Source organism: Streptomyces sedi (assembly GCF_006335015.1).
Taxonomy (GTDB): Bacteria; Actinomycetota; Actinomycetes; order Streptomycetales; family Streptomycetaceae; genus Streptomyces; species Streptomyces sedi.
Map to the genome: position 1 here is coordinate 1 of NZ_VDGT01000004.1, position 21110 is coordinate 21110.

Sequence of the window (21110 nt, forward strand, 5' to 3'; positions counted from 1 at the left end):
ACACTCCGCCACCATGGTCCGCTGGGCGATGACCGACGTGATACTCCGCCGACTCACCCGTGGCCAACCCGCGACCCGACCCGGACGGCGCCCCCTACGACGCACCTCATAACCAGATCTCAAACGCGCTCTAAGATCATGGCCCCAACGTCGTGCTTGATCGGGCAGGTCCACGGACTGCCCGATGCGTCGAAAGCTTACAGGGCCATGATCACTCGCCCCAAAGCTCTCTGGCCCGAAGCCGTTCCGCCAACCGGAGGGTCTGGCCGACCCTTTACACTAGATTCCCAACGCAAGCGCTCATCTGCACGCGATAAGAGCCGTATTCCACATCCAAGAGGTAGGAATGGAATTCGCATACTTTGACGGGGACGACATCGGCGGACCTCTCGAACTTCTTCTTCTTGAGGAGAGGGTGAGTGATGCCTGCAACTACAGCAAACTAGTTAGCGCCGCAATGGGGAAGTTGATCTCGGATTTGAGTGCTAGCCGTGGCGTTGATGTTCTCTTCAGCGGTGGGGACGATCTTCTGGCCGCATGGCGGCAAGGGCGTGTCGACGTCGGTGAGATCGAGGCAATGAGAAGGCGCTTCACCGGTTTGTGTGGAAGGACCATCAGCGTAGGAGTTGGATCATCGGCATCCGAGGCGCTTGGGAATCTGCGGAAGGCTAAGCTGTCCGGCAAAGATCGCGTCATGGCGACAATGGTGGTTTGCGAGTGATTCGGAGAAGAAGACGGTTCGATGGCGGGTCCCGCAATATCTACCTACTTGTCACCTCGCACATTCCTGATCCTTACGTAAATGTACTCACCTACTTGTTTGAGCATGAAGCGCCTGCATCGATCACTTTCGTCAAGATCGTCGAAAGTGGCGACATCTCCGCGGAAGCTGATGAGCAGATTCATTCCATTTACACAAAGATCTCGAATCTTATGGAAGGATTGGCCGGTGGGTACTACCCTAAAAGAGTGGGCGAAGGAGTCCAGCCTCGTAAGATCGATAGGCTAGCTGTCGATAGATACCGAGGCGTCCTCGATAAGTTGTTGCAGACAGAAACCCGAATGACAAGTGTAGCTTGGAGTGAGTTAGACAAGGAGTTGGGGAGGTTCCTTGTTGACGACCAGGCGGTCTTCGATGTCACGACACTCAAAAAAAATCTTCTCGTTGACGTAACCTCCCTCCTGGTTTCTCGCGATTGTCTGGAATTCTACTCTTTCGACCTGGGGGAGGCTCCTCGGCATTTTGATGATCGAGAGTTGATTCACTCGCTGGATCCCGGCAGGTATAGGTACAGGAGGATTTCGGATAGTCCACACGTGGTGACGGCGAGAAAGCGAATGGTGGCGAGGTCGGCGACCTTGAAAGTCTTGCTGTTTTCTGCCTCTTCGGTTGGCCTGTCCGTGATTCTTATTCAATTCCTGCTTTCGGGGTCTTGGGTCGATAGACTGGTGGTGGCAATCGCGACGGCGGCCAGCATTGTCAGTCTTATTTTGGCCCTGCGAAGGGATGACCGCTGAGAGTCTACGTGCGGGCAGTGCATCTGTGGTTGCTGTACAGCAGCTCGGTACCGCAACCACAGCAGCCGCCACCACCCTTCGCCGCTCCTCACCACCCCAACCGCGCCCCCAACGACCGCAGATGACCGATCTCTTTCGAGCTACGGACCAGAAGGTTGCAGGTTCGAATCCTGCCGAGCGCGCACCAGCTCAGAGGCCCTGTCGAGTGATCGACGGGGCCTTTTGCATGGGGCGTGACGCCCACGGTTGACGCCAACCGCCACTCGCGGGCGTGGTCTGCCGCGCCGGAGCCCGGCCGGCACTCGGTCGTCCCGGTGAGTTTCCGGCCTCGTACCCCTGTCGGACCGTCGCTTACCGTCCTATGATCGCTACTCCACGTACGAGGGGTAGGGCATGGCCGCGGGGGGATCTGCGTCGCGACGGGCTCAGGAAGCGCGTCGCCAGGAGCGGTTGCTGCGGGAGCAGTGGCAGGCGGCGCGGTGGGAGGCGTACAGGTGGGAGGCCGCCAGCGAGGGTGAGCAGGCGGTGGCCGCGCAGCTGCTGGTGTTGACGGAGCGCGGGTGGCGGCTGCTGGTGGACCGGAAGTGGCCGGGGACGCGGGCCGCCAACGTCGACATGATCCTCGTCGGTCCCGGTGGCGTGTTCGTGCTGGACGTCAAGAACTGGCGTTCCGCTCCCGAGGTGGCCCAGGGGGCCCTCCGCGCGGGTGGTCAGAACCGCGACGAGCACGCCGCGAAGCTTCTGGCGGTGACCAGAAGCGCCGAGGGGGCGGTGGCGTCGCTCGGGATGTCGCCGGTCGCGGTGCGGCCGTTGATGGTCTTCGCCGGCCGTAGCCTCGACACCGAGCTGGGGCGCATCCGGCTGCTGGGTGAACGCGAGGTCGGCCCCGTGCTGTTGTCGGAACGCCTTCGGCTGCCTGCCAACTCCGTGCGTGCCATAGCCGATCACCTGGAGCGCGCCTTCCCCGAGTACGAGGGGTCCGCCGTGGCGCCGCCCGCGTCGGAGCCACGGGAGCGGCGCACCGAGCCCGCCGACGGTCTGTTCGATCTCGAAGGACTGCGCGACGCGGCCCTGGAGGAGGCGTTGCGCGCCCCGATCGAGCAGTGGATGACGTTTCTCCACCCGGACCAGGTGGCCCTGGTGCGGCGCAACTGGTCCGGTCCCGCTCGTATCAGTGGGCCGGCCGGTACGGGAAAGACCGTCGTCGGCCTGCACCGCGCCGCTCACCTCGCCCAGCGCGGCAGCGGGCGCGTGCTTTACATCACCTTCGCCAGGAATCTGCACCGGGTGCAGGCCACCTTTCTCAAGGCGATGTCGCCGGCGGTGGCCGACAGGGTCGACTTCCGCGGTCTGCACGCCTGGGCGCAGGAGTTCCTTCAGGACCGCGGTGTCCGGGTTCGAATCAACGGCGAGAAGATCGACACCGCCTTCGGCTTCGCCTGGAAGAACGTGGGCAGGGACAGCTGCCTCGCCGAGATCGACGACACCCCCGGGTACTGGCGCGAGGAGATCGACTACGTCATCAAGGGGCGGGGCATCACCTCGTTCGAGGAGTACGCGGGCCTGTCCCGTCGTCGCCGACGCGCGAGACTGGGGCGGGAACACCGGCGGGCGGTGTGGAACCTCTTCGAGGAATACCAGTCCCGGCTCGCCGAACGTGAGGTCCACGACTTCCAGGACGTTCTCGCCCTCGCCCTGGCGGAGGCCCGTCGTGAAACGGGTCAACGCCCGTACGCGGCGGTCATCGTGGACGAGGTGCAGGATCTGACACTGGTCGGCGTCCGCCTTCTGCACGCGCTCGTCGGGGACGCGCCGAACGGGCTTCTGCTGGTGGGGGACGGTCAACAGGCCGTGTATCCGGGCGGGTTCCGCCTGTCCGAGGCGGGTATCGACATCCGCGGTGACCGTGGGCAGGTGCTGCGCACCAACTACCGCAACAGCAAGGAGATCCTCGACGCCGCGCTGGCGGTGGTCGCCGACGACCCCTTCGAGGACATCGACGGCCTGCGCACTCCCGGGCGTCGGGACGTCGATCTGACGTACCACGACGGTAGGGTGGTACGCGTCGTGAAAGCGTCAACGGCCGAGCACGACGAGGCACTTCTGGACGCGCTGCGGGCCCTGCCGTCCGACGCCCGCCGGGACAGCGCCGTGCTCTGCGCCTCGATGCGCGCCATCAGTCACTACCAGCGGCTTCTCGACCGGGCCGGGATGCGGGTCTGCCTGCTTGAGCACTACGACGGCAACCCCGTCGAGGCGGTCAAGCTCGGAAGTTACCACCGCGCCAAGGGGCTTGAGTTCAAGCGGGTGTTCCTGCCCGGCCACGACACGGACGGCCTCGCCGATGCTCGGGCTCCCCAGGAGCAGGTCCCGGACACGGTCCGCGAACGACGCGAACTCTCCCGCAGCCGACTCTTCGTGGCCATGACGCGCGCACGTGACGAACTCTGGCTGGGCAGTGTGCGACGGGACCCGGCGGGGTGACGCGGGGCGGCTCGCTGGTCCATCCGAGGATGGCACGTGCCGACGCGGTCCGTTCACTCCCGTGGGAGGTCAACGGAGGTCGACGGCCGTGGAGGTCGACGGCCGTGGGGCACGCGCGAGGGAACGGGTCACCCGTCCAACCGCCGGATGATCTCCAGGACATAGGCCGTCCATCCGGTTCCGCACGCGGGGCAGTGGGTGATGTGGTCGTGCTCCTGGAGCCGACGGGGGCGATCACGGGAGAAGCCGGGGAACTCGACCGCGTAGAGGATGGAGAAGCGGGCCCCGCACCCACGGCACCGGCGGGTCAACGTCTGGCCCGTGACCGCGTCGTGGAAGTCCTCCTCCGTGGTCGTGCCCGCAGCGACCCGTGCGTCCAATTCGGTGAGCGAAGCCGCCTCGCTCCAGTGGAGATACAGCGCGACGAGCGGGGAACTCGGCAGCGGCCGGAAAACGACGCGGCGCACCCGCGCATTCCCGGCCAGCAGCGCGTCCTCATGAGGGGCGAGATACCGCACCGGCTCCTCGGCGTTCAGCACTTCGCCGCCAGTGAAGTACCGGACTGACACACCACCGATGGTCAGGTCGTGGGCTTCCACGGCGTTGTCTCGACTCCGTTTCTCTCGTGGGCGTTCCTTCGATTGTCACTCCCGTGCGCCGCGTCCGAGTCAGGCCGCGGAGCGGAGGGACGGGCCGTGCCAGGCGAAGACAAGCTGCCTGTTCCGTCCCTGTGTCGAGACGAGCCCGCAGCCTCCACTCCGGGTGAGGGGGAACGTGGAGAGCCCGCCGCCCCGCGCCACCGCCAGGTGCTCCTGCCCGGGGCGCACGCGGTGGGCGTCAGCCTCGTGGATCCGGCGGTCGCGCCCAGTTGAGCCGTTCGTTCAGTTCGTCTTCCAACTGCTCGGGGGAGAGCGACTCGTGGTACGTATGCGTCGGTTCGGCTGCCGCGGCGTAGTCGACGGTCGAGAACTGGACCTCGCCCGAACTCCACGCGGTCACTTGGACACCACGGTCCTCGGACTCGAAGTAGGCCGTCAGCGACGGCTTCGCCGCCTCGGGCTCCGAGGCGGTGGGTTCCTCCAGGGAGAAGCCGCGCCGAGCGAGTTCGGCGGTATGCGACCGATGCCAGTCGGCTAGCCATTCGTGGAGTCTCATGAGCATTTTCTCGTGATCATCTGGATGTTCTCGAAGCGCGGCATCTCGGGTGGTGGCAGGCCCCGGCGCGCGTTCAGCCTGGTATAGAGCTGGTTGTCCGGGCCGGGGATCTGGCGCCAGCCGGGCTCGCCGGCTGTCCTGAGGGAATCGCTGGGTACGTCGAACTCCACGTAGAGCGAGCCGGGTGCCGCCTGCCGACCATACGCGGTCTGGTCCGAGGGGAAGGCCACGTAGGTGGACTGTCCTCCGCTGCCTGCCTGCACGTAGCCCGTGTCGAGCATGGCCTGGTACTCCGCATCACCCATCCAGCGGCCGACCCGGCTCATGTCCAGCCCCAGCGGGTCGGCCCAGGTGAGCGGGTTGTGCACGTAACCCGTGGGGTTCGGCGACGGGTCCAGCCCCAACGGGTCAGGGGAGGTGTACCGCGCCGTCCGCGGGTCGTAGTGCCGGTGAACGTTGTAGTGCCAGCCGGTCTCGGTGTCCTCGTACTGACCGGGGAAGCGCAGCGGGGTGCTGACGGACGCCGCGGTGTCGCGTCCCCCGCCGGCGCGCAGGCCCCAGACCGTGGTGCGTGCCCGCCAGACGACGTGGCCTCGGTCGTCGAGGAGTTCGGTGGGGGCGCCGACGAGATCCGTGACGATGGCGTAGAACCGTTCGTCGACGTCAGCCTGGGGCAGGTCGGCCGCCGGTAGTTCGCGTTCGATCTGCGCTACCGGGTGAAGCCCGTGGTACTGCCAGCTCACGGCAGTCGCGCGGTCTTCCGCCTGAGTTCTGCTCAGTTGTTCCACCAGGGTGGTGCCGGACCAGCTGAAATCAACCCGCTCCCGCACGCCGCCGTCCTCGCCCAGCCGAAGCTTGGCGACCCGACGGCCCAACCCGTCGTACTGGTAACGCCACCGGCTCCCGTCCGGTGTGCTGGCCTCGACCAGCCGGTCCTCCGCGTTCCAGCGGTAGTGCCAGGTCGACGACGTCCCGGAGAGCGACTTCGTCGTGCGCCGCACCACCCGGCCGGGTGCGTCGTGATGGTAGTGAGCCCGCCCCGCACGGGACACCCGGTTCCCCAGGTAGGCGCGGTCACCGGAAGCATCGGCCAGATCGTCGCCCCAGTGGGCGGTGAGCTGGTTGCCGAGCGCGTCGTAGGTGTAGGTCTCGGCCCGTTCGCCACCCGAGTGCACCGCGGCGACCCGCCCCAGAGCGTCGAGATCGAGAGCGATCCGTGGCGCGCCCGCCTCGTGCAGCTCGGTGAGGTAGTGGTCCGGGCGGTAGGCGAAGCCGCGCTCTTGAAGCAGACGCCCACCGGAGAGAACCTGCTGTTGGGAGAGCCGGCTGACAGGGTCCCAGCTCATCCGGAGGCTCAGCGCGGCGCCGTCCGCACCGGTGATGTGGCGCTCGGCCTCGCGCCCCAGCGCGTCCCTGGCGAAGACGATGCGGCGTTCACCGGAGGCCATCGACGCGACGTTGTCCTCGTCGTCGTAACGCCAGTCCGTACGGTGGCCGGAGGGGCTCGTCCGGGTGGTGAGCCGGCCCAGCGCGTCGTAGCTCTGGCGGACCTGACGGCCGTTGACCGACTCCGCGACCACGCGACCGACCGGGTCCCGGTCCAGCGTCAGTTCGACTTCGCTGCTGAACGATCTCACCAGCCGACCGAGCGGGTCGTATTCGAAGCGGGTCACTTCCCCTTCGACGTCCTTGCCGACCAGGCGCCCCAACGCGTCCCAGTCGAACGAGACGGTCTCGCCCAGCGCGTTGGTGCGCCGCGTGACCCGCCCGGCGGCGTCGTGGGCGAAGCGGACCTCGTGACCGTCGAGGTCGGACTCCGCCACCAGCTGTCCGGCGGGGTCATAGGTGTACTCCCAGGTCTGACCCTTGGGATTGACCACCCGGAGCAGCCGCAGCTCGGCGTCCCTGTGGAACTCGAACCGTTGGCCGTCGGGCCTGACCTGGGCCGTGGGCAGGTCGAAGGGGCCGTACTCGTAACGAGTGGTTCCGCCGTTCTCGTCCGTGTGCGCGAGGCAGTTGCCTTCGCCGTCCCACCTCCAGGTCGTGGAGTGGCCCGAGGGGTCGATCTGTTCGGTGAGCTTCCCCTCGGTGTTCCACCGCAGCCGCGTCACGCCGCCGGACGGGTCGGTGATCTCGATCGGGCGCCCGAAGGGGTCGCGGCGCTGCCTGGTAGTGGCGCCCAGGGGCGTGGTGACGGCGAGCGGCAGTCCGCAACCGTCCGACTCCACGCGGGTGGTGCGCCCGAGCGCGTCGACGACGGAGACCATCTCTCCCCGGACGCCATAGGAGTAGCGGGTGACGGCGCCGGTGGGGTCTGTGCCCTCCGTCTGGTTGCCCCGCGCGTCGTAGGCCATCTGCCATACGGCGCCGTTGGGTTCGATGAGCTGTACGGGCAGTCCGCGTTCGTCGTAGCGGGCGCGGGTCGCGCGGCCGTCCGGCCGGATCACCGCGACCAGGTTGCCGTGCTCGTAGGTGTAGCTCGTCTGGTGCCCTGCGGGGTCGGTCAGGCTGACGAGGTTGTCGTAACGGTCCCAGGTCCGGTGCGTCTTCCGTCCCAATGGGTCGGTCTCGACGAGGAGTTGGAAGCAGTCGTTGAACTCGTAGGTGGTGATGTGACCCTGCGAGTCGGTGAAGAGGGTGCGGTGATTCTCCGCGTCATAGGCGACTCGGCCCCGTAGGTAGCCCTCGCTGCCCGTCGCCTCGACGCAGCGGCCGTCTTCGTCGTAACGGTAGCCGTACCAGGTGTCGTTGCGGTCCCGCCAGCCGGTGAGGCGCCGGGAGTCGTCGTAGGAGAACCGCATCGGGCGGTCCGAGGAGTTGAACACCTCGCTCAGATTGCCTCGGCCGTCGTAGCGGTACCGCACCAGCACCGGTTGGTCGGGCGCGCTGAGCAGCCGCAACTCGGTGACGCGGCCCCGGTCCGTGGTGATGCCCAGGTGGTAGCCGCCGCTGTGGTGGAGCGCGACGGGAGCGCCCCGCCCCCCGTACTCCACGCGCGTCTCGTTGCCGTTGGTGTCGAGAACCGCTGTCAGGGGAAGCTCGCTGCCCGGACGTGACTCCGTGGGCGCGAAGACCAGGGTGGTTCCTCGCTCCGGCTGGCGGAGGTACATCGGTGTCCCCGGCTCTCCCTGCCAGGTCAGCCCCCAGCGAGGGCCCTCGACGGGATAGACCTCCACGTCCGCAGGGGGGCGGGGATAGGTGAGCACCATTCCGTCGGCGGTGATCACTTGCACGCCCTCCGCCCGCAGCAGGATGCGCTGGTCGAGGGTGGAGGCCCAGGAGGGCCCGAAGCACCGGCCGGTGACCACCGAGGTGCGATGGTGTCGTTCCAGCAGCAGGGGGAGTACACCCGGGAGATGCACATCGGTCGCGGACATGACGACCTCACCTGTTGCCATGTCGATCGGGTCCACCCGGCAGAACAGCCGCCGAATGCTTCTGCTCATGCCGCGAAGTCCCTGACCGAGGCCCCTGACTCCGGCGGAGATCCCGCGCAGCCCGGTACTGGCCAGGCCCCTCAACCCTCGGGCGAGTCCGCCGAGGGTGGTGAGGCCCTTCATGCCGGGGATGCAGTCGAGTGCTGCGAAGGCGACGTCGAGGAGTCCGGCTTCTCCTCTGGCGTATTTGATGAGGGTGTCGGCGAGGACGACGAGGGCGGCTGCGAGGACGACCCAGGCGAGGGGGCCGCCGATGATCATGACGACGATGCCGAGGACGGCGACGATGACCTTGCATATCTCGACGAGGGTGTCCCAGTTGTCGGTGGCCCATTTGATGGCCTTTTCCCACCAGCGGCGGTTCTGGATGCCGGCGTCGGAGGCCTCGTCGATGTCGCGGGCGCACTCGCGTGCGGCTTCCTCTCGCATCTCCTGGGCGTCGAGGGCGAGTTGGCGGGCGGCGGAGAGGCGTTCCTCCGCGTCGTTGACCTGGGACTGGGCGGCGCCGGCGGCGGCTTCGGCGGCCTGCTGGTCGCGGGCGGCGGCGCGGACGTCGGCCTCGTCCGGGGGGTCGACGTTGTCGCGTTCGCCTTCGCGTTGGAGGCGTTCGGCCTCGTCGCCGGCGCGGCCGACCCAGTCGGAGGCGTCGCCGAGCGCGGACTGCGCGGAGGCCAGGTCCGCCTGCGCGGTGATGGCGCGATCCAGGGCGCGGTCGGCCATGCCCTGGGCGGTCTGGAGCTTCGGCCAGTAGGTGTGCAGCGCCTGGGAGCAGAGGGAGTAGGAGTCTTCGAGTTTGGTGAGGTTGTCCGGGACGCCGTCGAACTCCCGGCGGAACGCGTCCGCCGAGAGCCCCGCCCAGTCCAGTACCGCTCGCTCGCCCGCCATGCCCCGGATCTTGCCGAGCGCCTCACCGACATCGTCGGCGAACTCCCCCAGATCATCGGCCAGTTCCCTGACCTCGTCCGGGTCCCCCGGCGTCGGGTCCCGGTCCATGTCCACCGGTGACCAGTCAGACGGTCGCGCCACCAGTCCCACCCCCCCCGTGAGCGTTGGTCCGACGAGGTTACCCGAGGTCAGGCGCTGTTGTCGTGAGCAAGGCGGTGGAGGGCAGGGGGGCGCCAGGGCGCCGCCGTCGGCGTCGTGCACCCGCGCCGGCCTCGACGGTGGCGGGGCGGGGGTGCTCGTGCCGGGGGCGGGGGGCGTTGTGACGCGGGCCCTGTGCATTCCCTCGGGCGCGTGGAATGGGGCCGCATCGGTTCTTGGCCCTCAAGTGTGCCCCCACGCACATCAGGCCCGGTACTGATCTCTCAGTACCGGGCCTGACCTGGTGTTTCACCGTCGGGGTGGCGGGATTTGAACCCACGACCTCTTCGTCCCGAACGAAGCGCGCTGCCAAGCTGCGCCACACCCCGGTGGAGCGTGAACTACTTTAGCTGACCAGCGGGCGTTCACGAAATCAGGTTTCGGCGGGGGTCAGGGTCAGCAGCGTGGCCTCCGGGGGGCAGGCGATGCGGACGGGGGTGTAGCGGTTGGTGCCGCAGCCCGCGGAGACGTGGAGGTAGGAGCGGTGGTCCGCCGCCTCGTGGTGGGAGAGGCCCTTGACGCGGTCGGTGTCGAGGTCGCAGTTGGTGACCAGGGCGCCGTAGAAGGGGACGCAGAGCTGGCCGCCGTGGGTGTGGCCGGCGAGGATGAGGGGGTAGCCGTCGGCCGTGAAGGAGTCCAGGACGCGCAGGTAGGGGGCGTGCACCACGGCCAGGGCGAGGTCGGCGTCGCGGTCGGGGCCGCCGGCGACCTTCTCGTAGCGGTCGCGTTTGATGTGCGGGTCGTCGAGCCCGGTGAGGGCGATCTCCGCGCCGCCGGCCTTGAGTTGGCCGCGGGTGTTGGTGAGGTTGACCCAGCCGGCCTCGTCGAACGCGTCGCGCAGCTGCCACCACGGGTTGCGGGGAACGTTGCGCGCCGGCGCGTTGCCGTTGAGGCCGTGGCGGCCGGAGGAGCGTTCCGCCAGGTAGCGCACGGGGTTGCGCAGGCGGGGCGCGTAGTAGTCGTTCGAGCCGAAGACATAGGCGCCGGGGAACTCCATCAGCGGCCCCAGCGCGTCCAGCGCCTCCGGTACGGCCTCGGGGTCGGAGAGGTTGTCGCCCGTGTTGATCACCAGGTCGGGCCGGAGGCCGGCGAGGGACTGGAGCCAGCGGCGCTTCTTGTTCTGCCCTGAGACCATGTGGATGTCCGAGACCTGGAGCACCCGCAGCGGCGGCGCCCCCGGGGGCAGCACGGGAACGGTCACCCGCCGCAGCCGGAAGGATCTCGCCTCGAACCCCGCGGCGTAGGCGACCGTCCCGGCCGCGAGGGCGCCGGCGGCGAGGGCTGCGTTCAGGGGAATGCGGTATCGCGCGCGCATGTGACCATCGTCGCAGAGCCCACCGGGTGGGCGGGAACCGGCTGTCACAATGGTCGACATGACCACGTTCAAGTCCCGGCTGCAGGGCGATCTGACGGCAGCGATCAAGGAGCGCGACGAGCTGCGTTCCGCCACCCTCCGGATGGCGCTCGCCGCGATCACCACCGAGGAGGTCGCGGGGAAGACCGCGCGCGAGCTCTCCGACGACGAGGTGCGGAAGGTGCTCGCGCGCGAGGCGAAGAAGCGCCGGGAGGCCGCCGAGGCGTTCGAGAAGGGCGGCCGGGCCGAGAGCGCGGAGCGGGAACGGGCCGAGGGCGCGGTGCTGGCCGACTATCTGCCGCGGCAGCTGACCGACGAGGAGCTGGCGGTTCTGGTCGACGAGGCGGTGGCCGAGGCCAGGGCGCAGGGCGCGGAGGGCCCGCGCGCGATGGGTGCCGTGATGAAGGCGGTCAACCCGCGGGTCGACGGCCGGGCCGAGGGCGGCCGGGTGGCCGCCGCCGTCAAGCGCGCGCTGGCCGGCTGACCAGGACGGTAACGAACGAGGCGCCCCCGTCCGCTCGTCGTGAGCGGGCGGGGGCGCCTCTCGTGTCGCCGGGGCCCCGGGCCTACGGCCATTCGCCCCAGTCGAAGTCGTCCCAGTTCGGGCCGTTGTTACCGCCACCGCCACCGCCACCGCCGCCACCGCCCGGGGGCCGGGCGTCGTCGCGGTCCTCGTCACGGTCCCGGTCCCGGTCACGGTCGCGATCGCGATCGCGGTCACGGTCCCTGTCGCGGTCGTCGTCGTCCCGGTCGTCGTCGTCCCTGTCGTCGCCCCTGGGGACGTCGACCTGGGTGAACTCGGTGGCCTGCACGCCCTGGAGCGCGCCCGACATGGCCTGGCGCCAGATCGGGCCGGCCACGGCCGCGCCGCTGGCCCGCTCGTAGTACTGTCCGCCGATCGTGATGTCCTCCATCGGCGGCAGCGTCTGGTCGCCGCCGACCCGGACGGCGGTGGAGAGCTGCGGGGTGTAGCCGACGAACCAGACGTTCTTCCGCTCGTCGGTGGTGCCGGTCTTGCCCGCGTTGTCCCGGTCGGAGAGGCCGACGGTCTGGCCGGTGCCGTCCTCGACGACGCCGCGGAGCATCATGTTGATGGTCCTGGCCGTCTTCGCCGACATCACCTGCCCGCACTCGCTGGGCGGAACGCTCAGCTCCTCGCCGTCCGCGTTGGTCACACCGGTGATCGCCACCGGGCGGCAGTAGGTGCCCTCGTTGGCGAACGCCGCGTAGGCGCTGGCCATCATCAGCGGGGTGGTCTCCTGGCCGCCGAGGGTCACGGAGGGGTTGGCGCCGAGCGGCTCGTCGCTGCCGCGCTCGACGCCGAGGTCGCCGGCCATGGTGATGGTCTCGCAGAGGCCGGCCTGGCGCTCCAGCTCGGCGAAGTAGGTGTTGATCGACTGACCGAGCGCGTCGGTCATGTCCCACTCACCGGTCTCGTCCTCGCGCTCGTTCTTCAGCGTCCACTCGCGCTCGTCGGCCGAACCCAGCGGCTGGTTCTCGCAGTTGCGGAAGTCGGCCATCGGGAGGGTGATCTCGTGGTCGGTCTCGTAGGTCTGCGCGGGGGAGATGCCCTGTTCGAGCGCGGCGGCGGCGGTGAACGGCTTGAACGTGGAGCCGGGCTGGAAGCCGTAGGTGGTGCCGCCCATGCTGCTGGAGACGTTGAGGTTGATCGAGGTCTGGTTCTCGCCGTAGCCGTAGGGGCGGCTCTGCGCCATGGAGACGATATGACCGGTGCCGGGTTCCACCTGGACGACGGCCGCGGTGATCGGCTCGTCCGGGTTGGCGCCGTCGCGTGCCGCCTGGGAGGCGGCCTCCTGGGCCTGGGGGCGCAGCGTGGTCTGGATGGTCATGCCGCCGAGCGCCCACTGGGCGGCCCGCTCGTCGCGGGTCTCGCCGAAGATCGGGTTCTCCAGGAACTCGCGGTGCACGTAGTCGCAGAAGAACGCCGCGTCGTTGGGCGCGGTGATGCAGCCGTTCCTCGGCTCGCTGATCGCCAGGTTCAGCTCGGCGGCCATCGCCTCCTCGGCCTCGGCCTCGTCGATGTCGCCGACGTCCAGCATCCGGCCGAGCACCAGGTTGCGTCGTTCGATCGCGGCCTCTTCGTTCGCGACCGGGTCGTATCGACTCGGTGACTGGACGAGACCGGCGATGAGCGCGGACTCGGCGAGGTCGAGGTCGGCGGCCGACTTGGAGAAGTACCGCTTGGCGGCGGCCTCCACCCCGTAGGCCTGCTGGCCGAAGTACGTGATGTTGAGGTAGTTCTCCAGGATCTGGTCCTTGGAGAGCTCCTGTTCGAGCTGGATCGCGTACTTCATCTCGCGGATCTTGCGGCCGAGGCCCACGGCGCCGGACTGCTGGGTGGCCTCGGCCACCGCCTCCTCGTCCTCGCCCGCCGCCTCGACGAACACGTTCTTCACGTACTGCTGGGTCAGGGTGGAGGCGCCCTCGGCGACCCCGCCCGACTCCATGTTGCGGTTGAGCGCGCGGAGGATGCCGCGCAGGTCGACGGCGCCGTGCTCGTAGAACCTGGCGTCCTCGATGGCGACGATCGCGTTGCGCACGTCCTCGGACATCTCGTCCAGCGAGACCACGGTGCGGTCGCGGAAGTAGACGTCGGCGATCTGGTTGCCCTCGGCGTCCAGAATGGTCGTCTTCTGGCTCAGCGGAGGGCGCTTCATCATGGCGGGGATCTCGTCGAAACCCTCGGCCGTGCCCCGGGCCGCCAGACCGATGGCGCCGACGGCGGGCAGGGCGATGCCCGCCAGCACGGCGCCGGAGAGCACGCTCACACCGAGGAACTTGGCCACCTGCTGAGCGGCGCTGAGGCCGCCACCGGGACGCTTCCTACCCATGGGCCCAGCCTACGTTCTCAAACGCCGGACAGGGGCCCGGGTGTTCGCCTAAGCTACTTACCGGTTCACATCTCGCCTTGCGAGTCAAGTTCCCCCTCACTCGAAGGGGTGAGTTCGCAAAGGGTCTGTGTGTCGCCGCCCACCCCCTACACAACTCGCACGCGCGCTCTGGACCGAGTCTCCGAACTGTCACTCTTTCGAGTTACTTCGCGCTTCCCATAGTCCGATCGGGCCATTCAAGATGAGACCCCTCGGGGGTGTTGTGGTGTGGCTGCCTTCCGTAACGTCGCCAACTGGCGAGGGCGAATATGCCACTTGCCGCCGTGGGGGAGCCTCGATTCGGGAGAGGACGGCACCGGCATGGGCTGGGTTACCGACTGGAGCGCGCAGGCGGCCTGTCGCGCGACAGATCCGGATGAGTTGTTTGTTCAGGGCGCGGCGCAGAACCGCGCCAAGGTGGTCTGCACCGGCTGCCCGGTGCGCACCGAGTGCCTGGCCGACGCGTTGGACAACCGCGTCGAGTTCGGCGTGTGGGGTGGCATGACGGAGCGCGAGCGGCGTGCGCTGTTGCGCCGGCGCCCGACGGTCACCTCCTGGCGTCGTCTGTTGGAGACGGCGCGCACCGAATACGAGCGGAGTCTGCGCTACAGCGGAGACGGCCGTTATGGAGACGCCGCCGGCGGTTCCTTCGAGGAGTGGGCAGGGGTGGGATAGAGAACGAACGGAGGCGCGTGACATCGGGCGCGCCCGTGGCATAGCTGTTCCCGCTTTCCGGGGGTCCCGGAAGCGCGTGACGCATTTCGCGTTGTTCGTATATGGCGGATGCGCTACTGGATTTGTTTGATTTGCTGTGCGGCGATGGACGTGAGTGGCGTCTGAGGCGCGAGTGACACGAGTGTTTCTGACGCCATGGCCACTGTGAGGGCTCTCACAGTGGCCTCGGTCGTCCTCCCCTCCCCTCAGATGACCGGGGCACGGCTCAGGAAGCCGGGGCCACGGGTTCAGGGAGCGGAGTCGCCGAGCGCGGCGCCGATCGTCCGCAGTCCGTCCAGGTCGTGCACGTCCCCCGGGAGCGCGGCGACCTCGACGACCGGCACCTCGGGGTGGAGCGCGGTGAAGCGTGCCCTGGTGCGGTTCTCCCGCGCCAACTGCCGCATGTGCTCGGCGTGGACGCGCAGCAGGGCCGCCGCGAGCAGGTCGGCCGTCACGGGGGTAGCGCCCTCGTCGTGCCCGGTGCCCTCGTGCCCGATGTCCTCGCGCGGGATCGGGATGCCGTGCTGCCCGCCGCTGTCGTGCCCGCCGTCGGTCGTCTTGTGGTCGGCGGCCTCGGCGTCCGTCGGGTAGGAGCCCGTGGAGGAGTGGGTCTCGGGAGAACGACGGCCCGGCGGTCGCTCCCGCCCGGAATCCCCGGGGGATGGGGATTCCTGTGCGGTGGTCCGCTCCGTCTCTGTCTGCCCGGTCGGATCATCGGCCATGCCCTGCGGAGCAAGATTTTTTGCCTCCAGGGTCTCGGCCGCAGCCAACGCGCGCTCCGCGCTCAGCCCGGGGGCCCCCGAGGTGTGCACCCGGTTGAGCACCAGGCCGGCCAGCGGCATCCGGTCGGCCGCCAGCCGCTCCACGAAGTAGGCGGCCTCCCGCAGCGCGTCCCGCTCCGGCGCCGCGACCACCAGGAACGCCGTGCCCGGCGCCTGGAGCAGCCGGTACGTGGCGTCGGCCCTGGTCCGGAAGCCGCCGAACATGGTGTCCAACGCGGCGACGAAGTTCTGCACGTCGCGCACGAGGCCCGCGCCCACCACCCGGTCGATGGTCCCGGTGAACCGGGAGAGCCCGGCGAGCCCCAGGTCCATCACCTTGCGCCCGGCCCGGCCGCCCGCCTTCGCCGGCCCCATCAACACCCGGATGAACCGCCCGTCCAGGAACGAGCCGAGCCGCTGCGGCGCGTCCAGGAAGTCCAGCGCCGAACGGCTGGGCGGGGTGTCGACGACGATCAGGTCCCACTCGTCGCGCGCCACCAGCTGCCCCAGCTTCTCCATCGCCATGTACTCCTGGGTGCCGGCGAAGCCGGTGGAGAGCGACTGGTAGAAGGGGTTCTCCAGGATCGCGCGGGCGCGCTCCGGGTCGGCGTGCTCCTCGACGGTCTCGTCGAAGGTCCGCTTCATGTCGAGCATCATCGCGAACAGCTCGCCGCCGGCCGAGCCGTCGACGTCCGGCACCCGGCGCGGCACGTTGTCCAGCTCCGCCAGGCCCATCGACTGCGCCAGTCTGCGGGCCGGGTCGATCGTCAACACCACGACGCGCCGGCCCCGTTCGGCAGCGCGCAGGCCGAGCGCCGCCGCTGTCGTGGTCTTGCCGACCCCGCCCGAGCCGCAGCAGACCACGATCCGGGTCTCCGGCCGGTCCAGCAGCGGGTCGATCGCCAGCGACGGCACCTCGGCGACGGCCGGGTCGACGTCCGCACGCTCCCGGCCCTGCCGCGGCTCGGTCATCGGTCGGCTCCTCTCACGCCTCGCACACTCCCCGGCCCGGTCCACGCCTCGTTCCCGGCCGCCTCGACGACTCCGGCCACCCCGACCACCCCGACCATCTCGGCCACCTCGGCCGCTGCGGTCACCATGCGTGCTCCCGCAGCCGGCGGGCCAGGCGGTAGAGGCCGGCGAGGTCCGCGCCGTCCGCCAGCAGCGGCAGCTCCCGCACCGGCAGCCCCAGGGCGGCCAACTCGGCGCGCTGCGCGGCCTCCAGCGAACGCCGCTCCGCGTGCGCGGCGCCCTCGTCGAGCAGCGGGTCGACCAGCCGCGTCGGCGCGCGCAGCCCGGCCGAGCGCAGCGCGGCGGCCAGCTCCCGCCGGTCGACGCCGGCCGGGGCGGCCGGCCCCTCCACCGGCGGACGGACCATGTTGACCACCACGGTGCCGACCGGCAGCTCGGCGGCGCGCAGCTCGGCGACGCCGTCCGCGGTCTCCTGGACCGGCATCTCCTCCAGTAGGGTCACCAGATGGACCGCGGTCTCCGCGGACTTCAACACCCGCATCACCGCCTGCGCCTGGTGGTGGATCGGGCCGACCTTCGCCAGGTCGGCGACCTCGTCGTTGACCCCGAGGAACCGGGTGACCCGGCCCGTCGGCGGCGCGTCCATCACCACCGCGTCGTAGACGAACCCGCCGTCCGGGCCGCGACGCCTGGTGGCCTCGCAGACCTTGCCGGTCAGCAGCACGTCACGCAGCCCGGGGGCGATGGTGGTGGCGAAGTCGATCGCGCCGATCCGCCGCAGCGCGCGGCCCGCGCCGCCGAGCTTGTAGAACATCTGGAGGTAGTCGAGCAGCGCCTTCTCCGTGTCGATGGCCAGCGCGTACACCTCGCCACCGCCGGGGCCGATGGCGATCCTGCGCTCCTCGTAGGGCAGCGCCTGGGTCTCGAAGAGCTGGGCGATCCCCTGGCGTCCCTCGACCTCGACCAGCAGGGTGCGCCGCCCCTCCTCCGCCAACGCCAGGGCGAGCGCGGCAGCGACGGTCGTCTTGCCGGTGCCGCCCTTGCCGGAGACCACGTGCAGTCTGCGTTCTGGGGTCACGTGGGCGAGCCTAAGGGAACGCCGGGAGAACGCCTCGGGCGGCCGTCGCGGACAGGCTCTAGAGTGGCCGCCATGAAGAAGTGGGAATACGCGACGGTGCCCCTGCTGGTGCACGCGACCAAGCAGATCCTGGACACCTGGGGCGAGGACGGCTGGGAGCTGGTGCAGGTCGTGCCGGGGCCGAACGCCGAGCAGCTGGTGGCGTACTTCAAGCGCGAGAAGCCGACCGGATGAGCGCCGTGAGCGGCGTGGAGCGGCGCCTGGCGGAGCTGGGGCTCGAACTGCCGCCGGTCGTACCGCCGGTGGCCGCCTATGTGCCGGCCGTGATCAGCGGGCGCTACGTCTACACCTCCGGGCAGGTCCCCCTGGTCGCCGGCGAGCTGCCGATCGCGGGGAAGGTCGGCGCCGAGGTCGACGAGGAGCGGGCGCGCGACATGGCGCGGGTCTGCGCCCTCAACGCGCTGGCCGCCGTCAAGTCCGTGGCGGGTGACCTGGACCGCGTGGCCAGGGTGGTGAAGGTGCTGGGCTTCGTCGCCTCGGCGCCGGGCTTCACCGGCCAGCCGCAGGTGGTCAACGGCGCCAGCGAGCTGCTCGGCGAGGTCTTCGGCGAACGCGGACGCCACGCGCGCAGCGCGGTGGGCGTCGCGGTGCTGCCGCTGGACGCGCCGGTCGAGGTCGAGCTCCAGGTCGAGCTGGCCGACGGCTGAGGTACGCGGGGTCTTCGAAGGTTCCACGCCGGGTCCAACGAGCGGACGCGCACGGTGCCTTCACCGGTTGCCGGTTCAGGCAACGCGTCCTTCGGCCGGGGGAAGCGCGACGGTGCGCTGTCGGTCCCTTCGGGTACAACTGACCGCATGACTGATTCCGCGTTCGAGGAGGTCGGGACCACACCGACCGACGGTGCCGCCCCCGAAGTACCCGACTGGGAGCTGCGGTTCCGGGCGCCCCGGGTGAGCCTGCCGAGCTGGGCCCGCGAGGCGCCCGACCGTTCCCTCTTCGTCTCCAACGCCACGGGGACGTTCGAGCTGTACGCCTGGGACCGGGCCACGGGGGAGCGTCGGCAGGTCACCGACCGGCCCAACGGCACGGTCTCCGGGCGGCTCTCGCCGGACGGCGAGTGGGTCTGGTGGTTCGACGACACGGACGGGGACGAGTTCGGCGTCTGGCGGCGGCAGCCGTTCGGCGGCGGCCCGGACGAGACGGCCGTGCCGGGGCTCGCCGCCGGGTACCCGAGCGGGCTGGCGCTCGGCCGGGACGGCACGGTCGTCGTCAGCCGGGACACGGAGGAGGACGGCTCCACGATCCACGTCCGACGGCCGGGCGAGGCGGAGACCACCGAGATCTACCGGCACCGGCAGTCCGCCGACGTCGCCGCGATCTCCCACGACTCCTCGCTGCTGGCGATCGAGCACACCGAGCACGCGGACGCGATGCACTCCGCGCTGCGGATCGTCCGCCTGGACGGCTCGACGGTGGCCGAGATGGACGACACCGAGGGCGGCACGGTCGAGTCGGGGCTGCTGGCGCGTGGCTTCGCGCCGCTGCCGGGCGACAGCCGGCTCCTCGTGGGACACCAGCGCCGCGGCCGTTGGGAGGCGCTGCTGTGGGACCCGCTGACCGGTGAGCGGCGCGAGCTGTCGTTCGGCCTGGCGGGGGACGCGTACGCCGACTGGTATCCGGACGGTTCGGCGCTGCTGGTGCTGCACAGCTTCCAGGCGCGCGACGAGGCGTACCGCTACTCGCTGGCCGACGGCGAGTTGACCCGCCTGGAGACGCCGCCCGGCACGCTGGGCGGGGCCGCGGCGCGGCCGGACGGCGAGGTCGAGTTCCTCTGGTCCTCGGCCGCCGAGCCGCCCCGCGTCATGTCGACCAGCGGGCGGACGGTGCTCGACCCGCCGGGGCCGAAGGCGCCGCGCTCGGTGCCGGTCGAGGACGCCTGGGTGGAGGGGCCGGGCGGCCTGGTGCACGCGCTGGTGCAACGGCCGGCCGGCGAGGGCCCGTTCCCCACGGTCTTCGACATCCACGGCGGGCCGACGGCGCACGACGAGGACGGTTTCGCCGCGGGTCCCGCCGCCTGGGTCGACCACGGTTTCGCGGTCGTCCGGGTCAACTACCGCGGCTCGACGGGCTACGGCAGGGAGTGGACGGACGCGCTCAAGCACCGTGTCGGGCTGATCGAGTTGGAGGACATCGCCGCGGTGCGCGAGTGGGCGGTCTCCTCGGGGCTGGCCGATCCGGAGCGGCTGGTGCTGACCGGCGGCTCCTGGGGCGGGTATCTCACCCTGCTCGGCGTCGGCGCCCAGCCGGACAGCTGGGCGGTCGGGGTGGCGGCGGTCCCGGTGGCGGACTACGTCGCGGCCTACGACGACGAGGTGGAGGCGTTGAAGGCGCTGGACCGCACGCTGCTCGGCGGCACGCCCGAGGAGCGGCCCGAGCGGTGGGCCGCCTCCTCACCGATCACCTATGTCGACGAGGTGAGGGCTCCCGTCTACATCTCGGCGGGGACGAACGACCCGCGCTGCCCGATCCGCCAGATCGAGAACTACGTGACCCGGCTGACCGACCGGGGCCATCCGCTGGAGGTCTACCGGTACGACGCGGGACACGGCTCGCTGGTCGTGGAGGAGCGGATCAAGCAGGTGCGGATGGAGATCAGGTTCGCGCGAGATCATCTGCCGGCTGCTCGGGAGGCCGCTTCGACCGACTAGCCGCGGTGTTCGCGCCGCCGCCGGTGTCGCGGGTGCTCTCCGCGCCTTCGGCGCTCGCCTCCCCGGCGTCCTTCGGGGCGCCGGGGGAGGGGGGCGGTTCCTCGGCCAGGCCCAGCTCGCGGTCGCGCTGCTGCTCCACCTCGCGGCGGAGCAGCCGGAACCACATGAAGACCGCGAAGCCGGCGAAGACGAACCACTCGGCGGTGTAGCCCAGGTTCTGGAAGGCGTCGAGGTCGAGCCCTGTGCCGGTGGGCGCGGTCGCCGGCACGGCCACCATCGGCGGCTCGGGGTCGCGCACCGTGATCCAGGAGTCCTGGGTCTCGTACGGCAGGACGTTGATCAGCGAGGCCGCGCCGATCACGCCCAGCTCGCCGGGGGCGAGGCCCTCGGTTCGCCCGCTGACCGTGCTCGGCGACTCGGCGGCCTGGAGCGCCCCGACGACGGTCACCTCGCCGGCCGGCGCCTCGGGCGCGGCGGCGGGATCGGCCGCGCCCGGCAGCCAGCCGCGCACCACCGGCACGGCGGGCGAGCCGTCCGAAGGGCGCAGCGGGGTCAGCACATAGAAGCCGCGCTCGCCGTCCACCATCCGTTCGGGGACGAGGAGTTGGTTCTCCGCGTCGAAGGTGCCCGCGACCTCGACCTGGTGGCCGACGGTGTCGGTGGTCAGCGGCAGCATCTCGGCGATCGGGCGTACCTCGCCCTCGCCCCGCGCCAGCTCCTGCTGCGCGCGGTGCGAGTCCACCTGCGCCTCGAACCGGCTCAGCTGCCAGGTGCCGGCGGCCAGACAGACGGGCACGGCCAGCACCACGAAGACGTTGATCGCCCACCATCGGGGGGTGAGCAGGAACCGGTACACACCCCAACGGTACTGGCGCCCGCCCGCCTCCCCGGTGCGGGGGTCGCCGGGGTCGACGCCTCACGCGCACGGCTCGGACGGGTGTTCGTCCGCGCCCCG

17 protein-coding genes and 1 tRNA gene are annotated in these 21110 nt (G+C 70.1%); 8 read left to right on the forward strand and 10 right to left on the reverse strand.

Annotated features, from left to right (window positions below; genetic code table 11):
* Positions 1 to 346: 346 nt before the first annotated feature.
* The 3 genes from FH715_RS06720 (at position 347) to FH715_RS06730 (ending at position 4002) form a co-directional block, all read left to right on the forward strand.
* Positions 347 to 721 carry a mCpol domain-containing protein gene (locus FH715_RS06720; protein ID WP_139641775.1) on the forward strand — a complete coding sequence of 125 codons (375 nt, stop codon included), beginning with the start codon at positions 347 to 349 and terminating at the stop codon, positions 719 to 721.
* A 95-nt stretch (positions 722 to 816) separates the two neighbouring features.
* Positions 817 to 1518 carry a hypothetical protein gene (locus FH715_RS06725; protein ID WP_139641778.1) on the forward strand — a complete coding sequence of 234 codons (702 nt, stop codon included), beginning with the start codon at positions 817 to 819 and terminating at the stop codon, positions 1516 to 1518.
* Positions 1519 to 1968: 450 nt separating this feature from the next.
* Entirely contained in the window at positions 1969 to 4002 is a 2034-nt protein-coding gene (locus tag FH715_RS06730; RefSeq protein ID WP_246108606.1) for a nuclease-related domain-containing DEAD/DEAH box helicase, read from the forward strand.
* 128 nt (positions 4003 to 4130) lie between these two features.
* Here FH715_RS06730 and FH715_RS06735 read toward each other — a convergent pair whose 3' ends face one another.
* From FH715_RS06735 to FH715_RS06755, 5 genes are all read right to left on the reverse strand, one after another.
* Positions 4131 to 4601 carry a hypothetical protein gene (locus tag FH715_RS06735; protein ID WP_139641782.1) on the reverse strand — a complete coding sequence of 157 codons (471 nt, stop codon included), beginning with the start codon at positions 4599 to 4601 and terminating at the stop codon, positions 4131 to 4133.
* A 238-nt stretch (positions 4602 to 4839) separates the two neighbouring features.
* Positions 4840 to 5157: a hypothetical protein gene (locus FH715_RS06740; RefSeq protein ID WP_139641784.1), complete on the reverse strand. Its 318-nt coding sequence runs from the start codon at positions 5155 to 5157 to the stop codon at positions 4840 to 4842.
* Positions 5154 to 9620 (reverse strand): TreTu family toxin, encoded by a 4467-nt coding sequence (locus FH715_RS06745; protein WP_139641786.1) that lies wholly within the window; start codon positions 9618 to 9620, stop codon positions 5154 to 5156. The genes FH715_RS06740 and FH715_RS06745 overlap by 4 nt, the downstream gene beginning before the upstream one ends.
* A 312-nt stretch (positions 9621 to 9932) precedes the next feature.
* A tRNA-Pro gene (locus FH715_RS06750) sits at positions 9933 to 10006 on the reverse strand.
* A 44-nt stretch (positions 10007 to 10050) separates the two neighbouring features.
* A complete protein-coding gene (locus tag FH715_RS06755) occupies positions 10051 to 10992 on the reverse strand; it encodes a metallophosphoesterase (protein WP_139641788.1) in 942 nt (313 codons plus the stop codon).
* 58 nt (positions 10993 to 11050) lie between these two features.
* On the opposite strand from FH715_RS06755, the gene FH715_RS06760 reads away from it, so the two are divergent.
* Positions 11051 to 11515 carry a GatB/YqeY domain-containing protein gene (locus FH715_RS06760; protein ID WP_139641791.1) on the forward strand — a complete coding sequence of 155 codons (465 nt, stop codon included), beginning with the start codon at positions 11051 to 11053 and terminating at the stop codon, positions 11513 to 11515.
* Positions 11516 to 11597: 82 nt separating this feature from the next.
* On the opposite strand, the gene FH715_RS06765 is transcribed toward FH715_RS06760, so the two are convergent.
* The gene (locus FH715_RS06765; RefSeq protein ID WP_139641793.1) at positions 11598 to 13883 is read right to left on the reverse strand and encodes a transglycosylase domain-containing protein; all 2286 of its coding nucleotides are present in this window, start codon (positions 13881 to 13883) and stop codon (positions 11598 to 11600) included.
* A 360-nt stretch (positions 13884 to 14243) separates the two neighbouring features.
* Between FH715_RS06765 and FH715_RS06770 the strand changes: the two genes are divergently transcribed.
* The gene (locus FH715_RS06770; RefSeq protein ID WP_139641795.1) at positions 14244 to 14597 is read left to right on the forward strand and encodes a WhiB family transcriptional regulator; all 354 of its coding nucleotides are present in this window, start codon (positions 14244 to 14246) and stop codon (positions 14595 to 14597) included.
* A 287-nt stretch (positions 14598 to 14884) separates the two neighbouring features.
* On the opposite strand, the gene bagB is transcribed toward FH715_RS06770, so the two are convergent.
* The 3 genes from bagB to bagA are packed head-to-tail and all read right to left on the reverse strand — an operon-like array spanning position 14885 to position 17447.
* Positions 14885 to 16369, reverse strand: coding sequence for an ATPase BagB (gene bagB / locus FH715_RS06775; protein ID WP_139641797.1), 1485 nt, complete (start codon positions 16367 to 16369; stop codon positions 14885 to 14887).
* Positions 16366 to 16497 (reverse strand): hypothetical protein, encoded by a 132-nt coding sequence (locus tag FH715_RS29275; protein ID WP_281290712.1) that lies wholly within the window; start codon positions 16495 to 16497, stop codon positions 16366 to 16368. The genes bagB and FH715_RS29275 overlap by 4 nt, the downstream gene beginning before the upstream one ends.
* On the reverse strand, positions 16491 to 17447 hold the full coding sequence (gene bagA, locus FH715_RS06780) for an ATPase BagA (protein ID WP_139641799.1): 957 nt from the start codon (positions 17445 to 17447) through the stop codon (positions 16491 to 16493). The genes FH715_RS29275 and bagA overlap by 7 nt, the downstream gene beginning before the upstream one ends.
* Positions 17448 to 17519: 72 nt before the next feature.
* On the opposite strand from bagA, the gene sp36 reads away from it, so the two are divergent.
* The 3 genes from sp36 to FH715_RS06795 all read left to right on the forward strand — a co-directional run bounded on the left by sp36 (position 17520) and on the right by FH715_RS06795 (position 20155).
* Complete coding sequence (gene sp36, locus FH715_RS06785; protein WP_139641801.1) at positions 17520 to 17681, forward strand: Sp36 family protein; 162 nt, start codon at positions 17520 to 17522, stop codon at positions 17679 to 17681.
* Between the two features lie 5 nt (positions 17682 to 17686).
* The gene (locus FH715_RS06790) at positions 17687 to 18154 is read left to right on the forward strand and encodes a RidA family protein (protein ID WP_425472691.1); all 468 of its coding nucleotides are present in this window, start codon (positions 17687 to 17689) and stop codon (positions 18152 to 18154) included.
* A gap of 147 nt (positions 18155 to 18301) precedes the next feature.
* Positions 18302 to 20155, forward strand: a complete 1854-nt coding sequence (locus FH715_RS06795) for a S9 family peptidase (RefSeq protein WP_139641805.1) — start codon at positions 18302 to 18304, stop codon at positions 20153 to 20155.
* Here FH715_RS06795 and FH715_RS06800 read toward each other — a convergent pair.
* Entirely contained in the window at positions 20100 to 21011 is a 912-nt protein-coding gene (locus FH715_RS06800) for an SURF1 family protein (protein ID WP_139641807.1), read from the reverse strand. The two genes, FH715_RS06795 and FH715_RS06800, sit on opposite strands and share 56 nt — an antisense overlap.
* Between the last annotated feature and the right edge of the window lie 99 nt (positions 21012 to 21110).

Excerpts from the sequence above, each read along its gene's own strand:
- FH715_RS06770 (WP_139641795.1), top strand. The coding sequence starts at position 14,244 with ATGGGCTGGGTTACCGACTGGAGCGCGCAGGCGGCCTGTCGCGCGACA.
- sp36 (WP_139641801.1), top strand. The coding sequence starts at position 17,520 with ATGAAGAAGTGGGAATACGCGACGGTGCCCCTGCTGGTGCACGCGACC.
- FH715_RS06740 (WP_139641784.1), bottom strand. The coding sequence starts at position 5,157 with ATGAGACTCCACGAATGGCTAGCCGACTGGCATCGGTCGCATACCGCC.
- FH715_RS29275 (WP_281290712.1), bottom strand. The coding sequence starts at position 16,497 with ATGGTGACCGCAGCGGCCGAGGTGGCCGAGATGGTCGGGGTGGTCGGG.
- FH715_RS06720 (WP_139641775.1), top strand. The coding sequence starts at position 347 with ATGGAATTCGCATACTTTGACGGGGACGACATCGGCGGACCTCTCGAA.
- FH715_RS06795 (WP_139641805.1), top strand. The coding sequence starts at position 18,302 with ATGACTGATTCCGCGTTCGAGGAGGTCGGGACCACACCGACCGACGGT.
- FH715_RS06765 (WP_139641793.1), bottom strand. The coding sequence starts at position 13,883 with ATGGGTAGGAAGCGTCCCGGTGGCGGCCTCAGCGCCGCTCAGCAGGTG.
- FH715_RS06755 (WP_139641788.1), bottom strand. The coding sequence starts at position 10,992 with ATGCGCGCGCGATACCGCATTCCCCTGAACGCAGCCCTCGCCGCCGGC.
- bagB (WP_139641797.1), bottom strand. The coding sequence starts at position 16,369 with ATGACCGAGCCGCGGCAGGGCCGGGAGCGTGCGGACGTCGACCCGGCC.
- FH715_RS06760 (WP_139641791.1), top strand. The coding sequence starts at position 11,051 with ATGACCACGTTCAAGTCCCGGCTGCAGGGCGATCTGACGGCAGCGATC.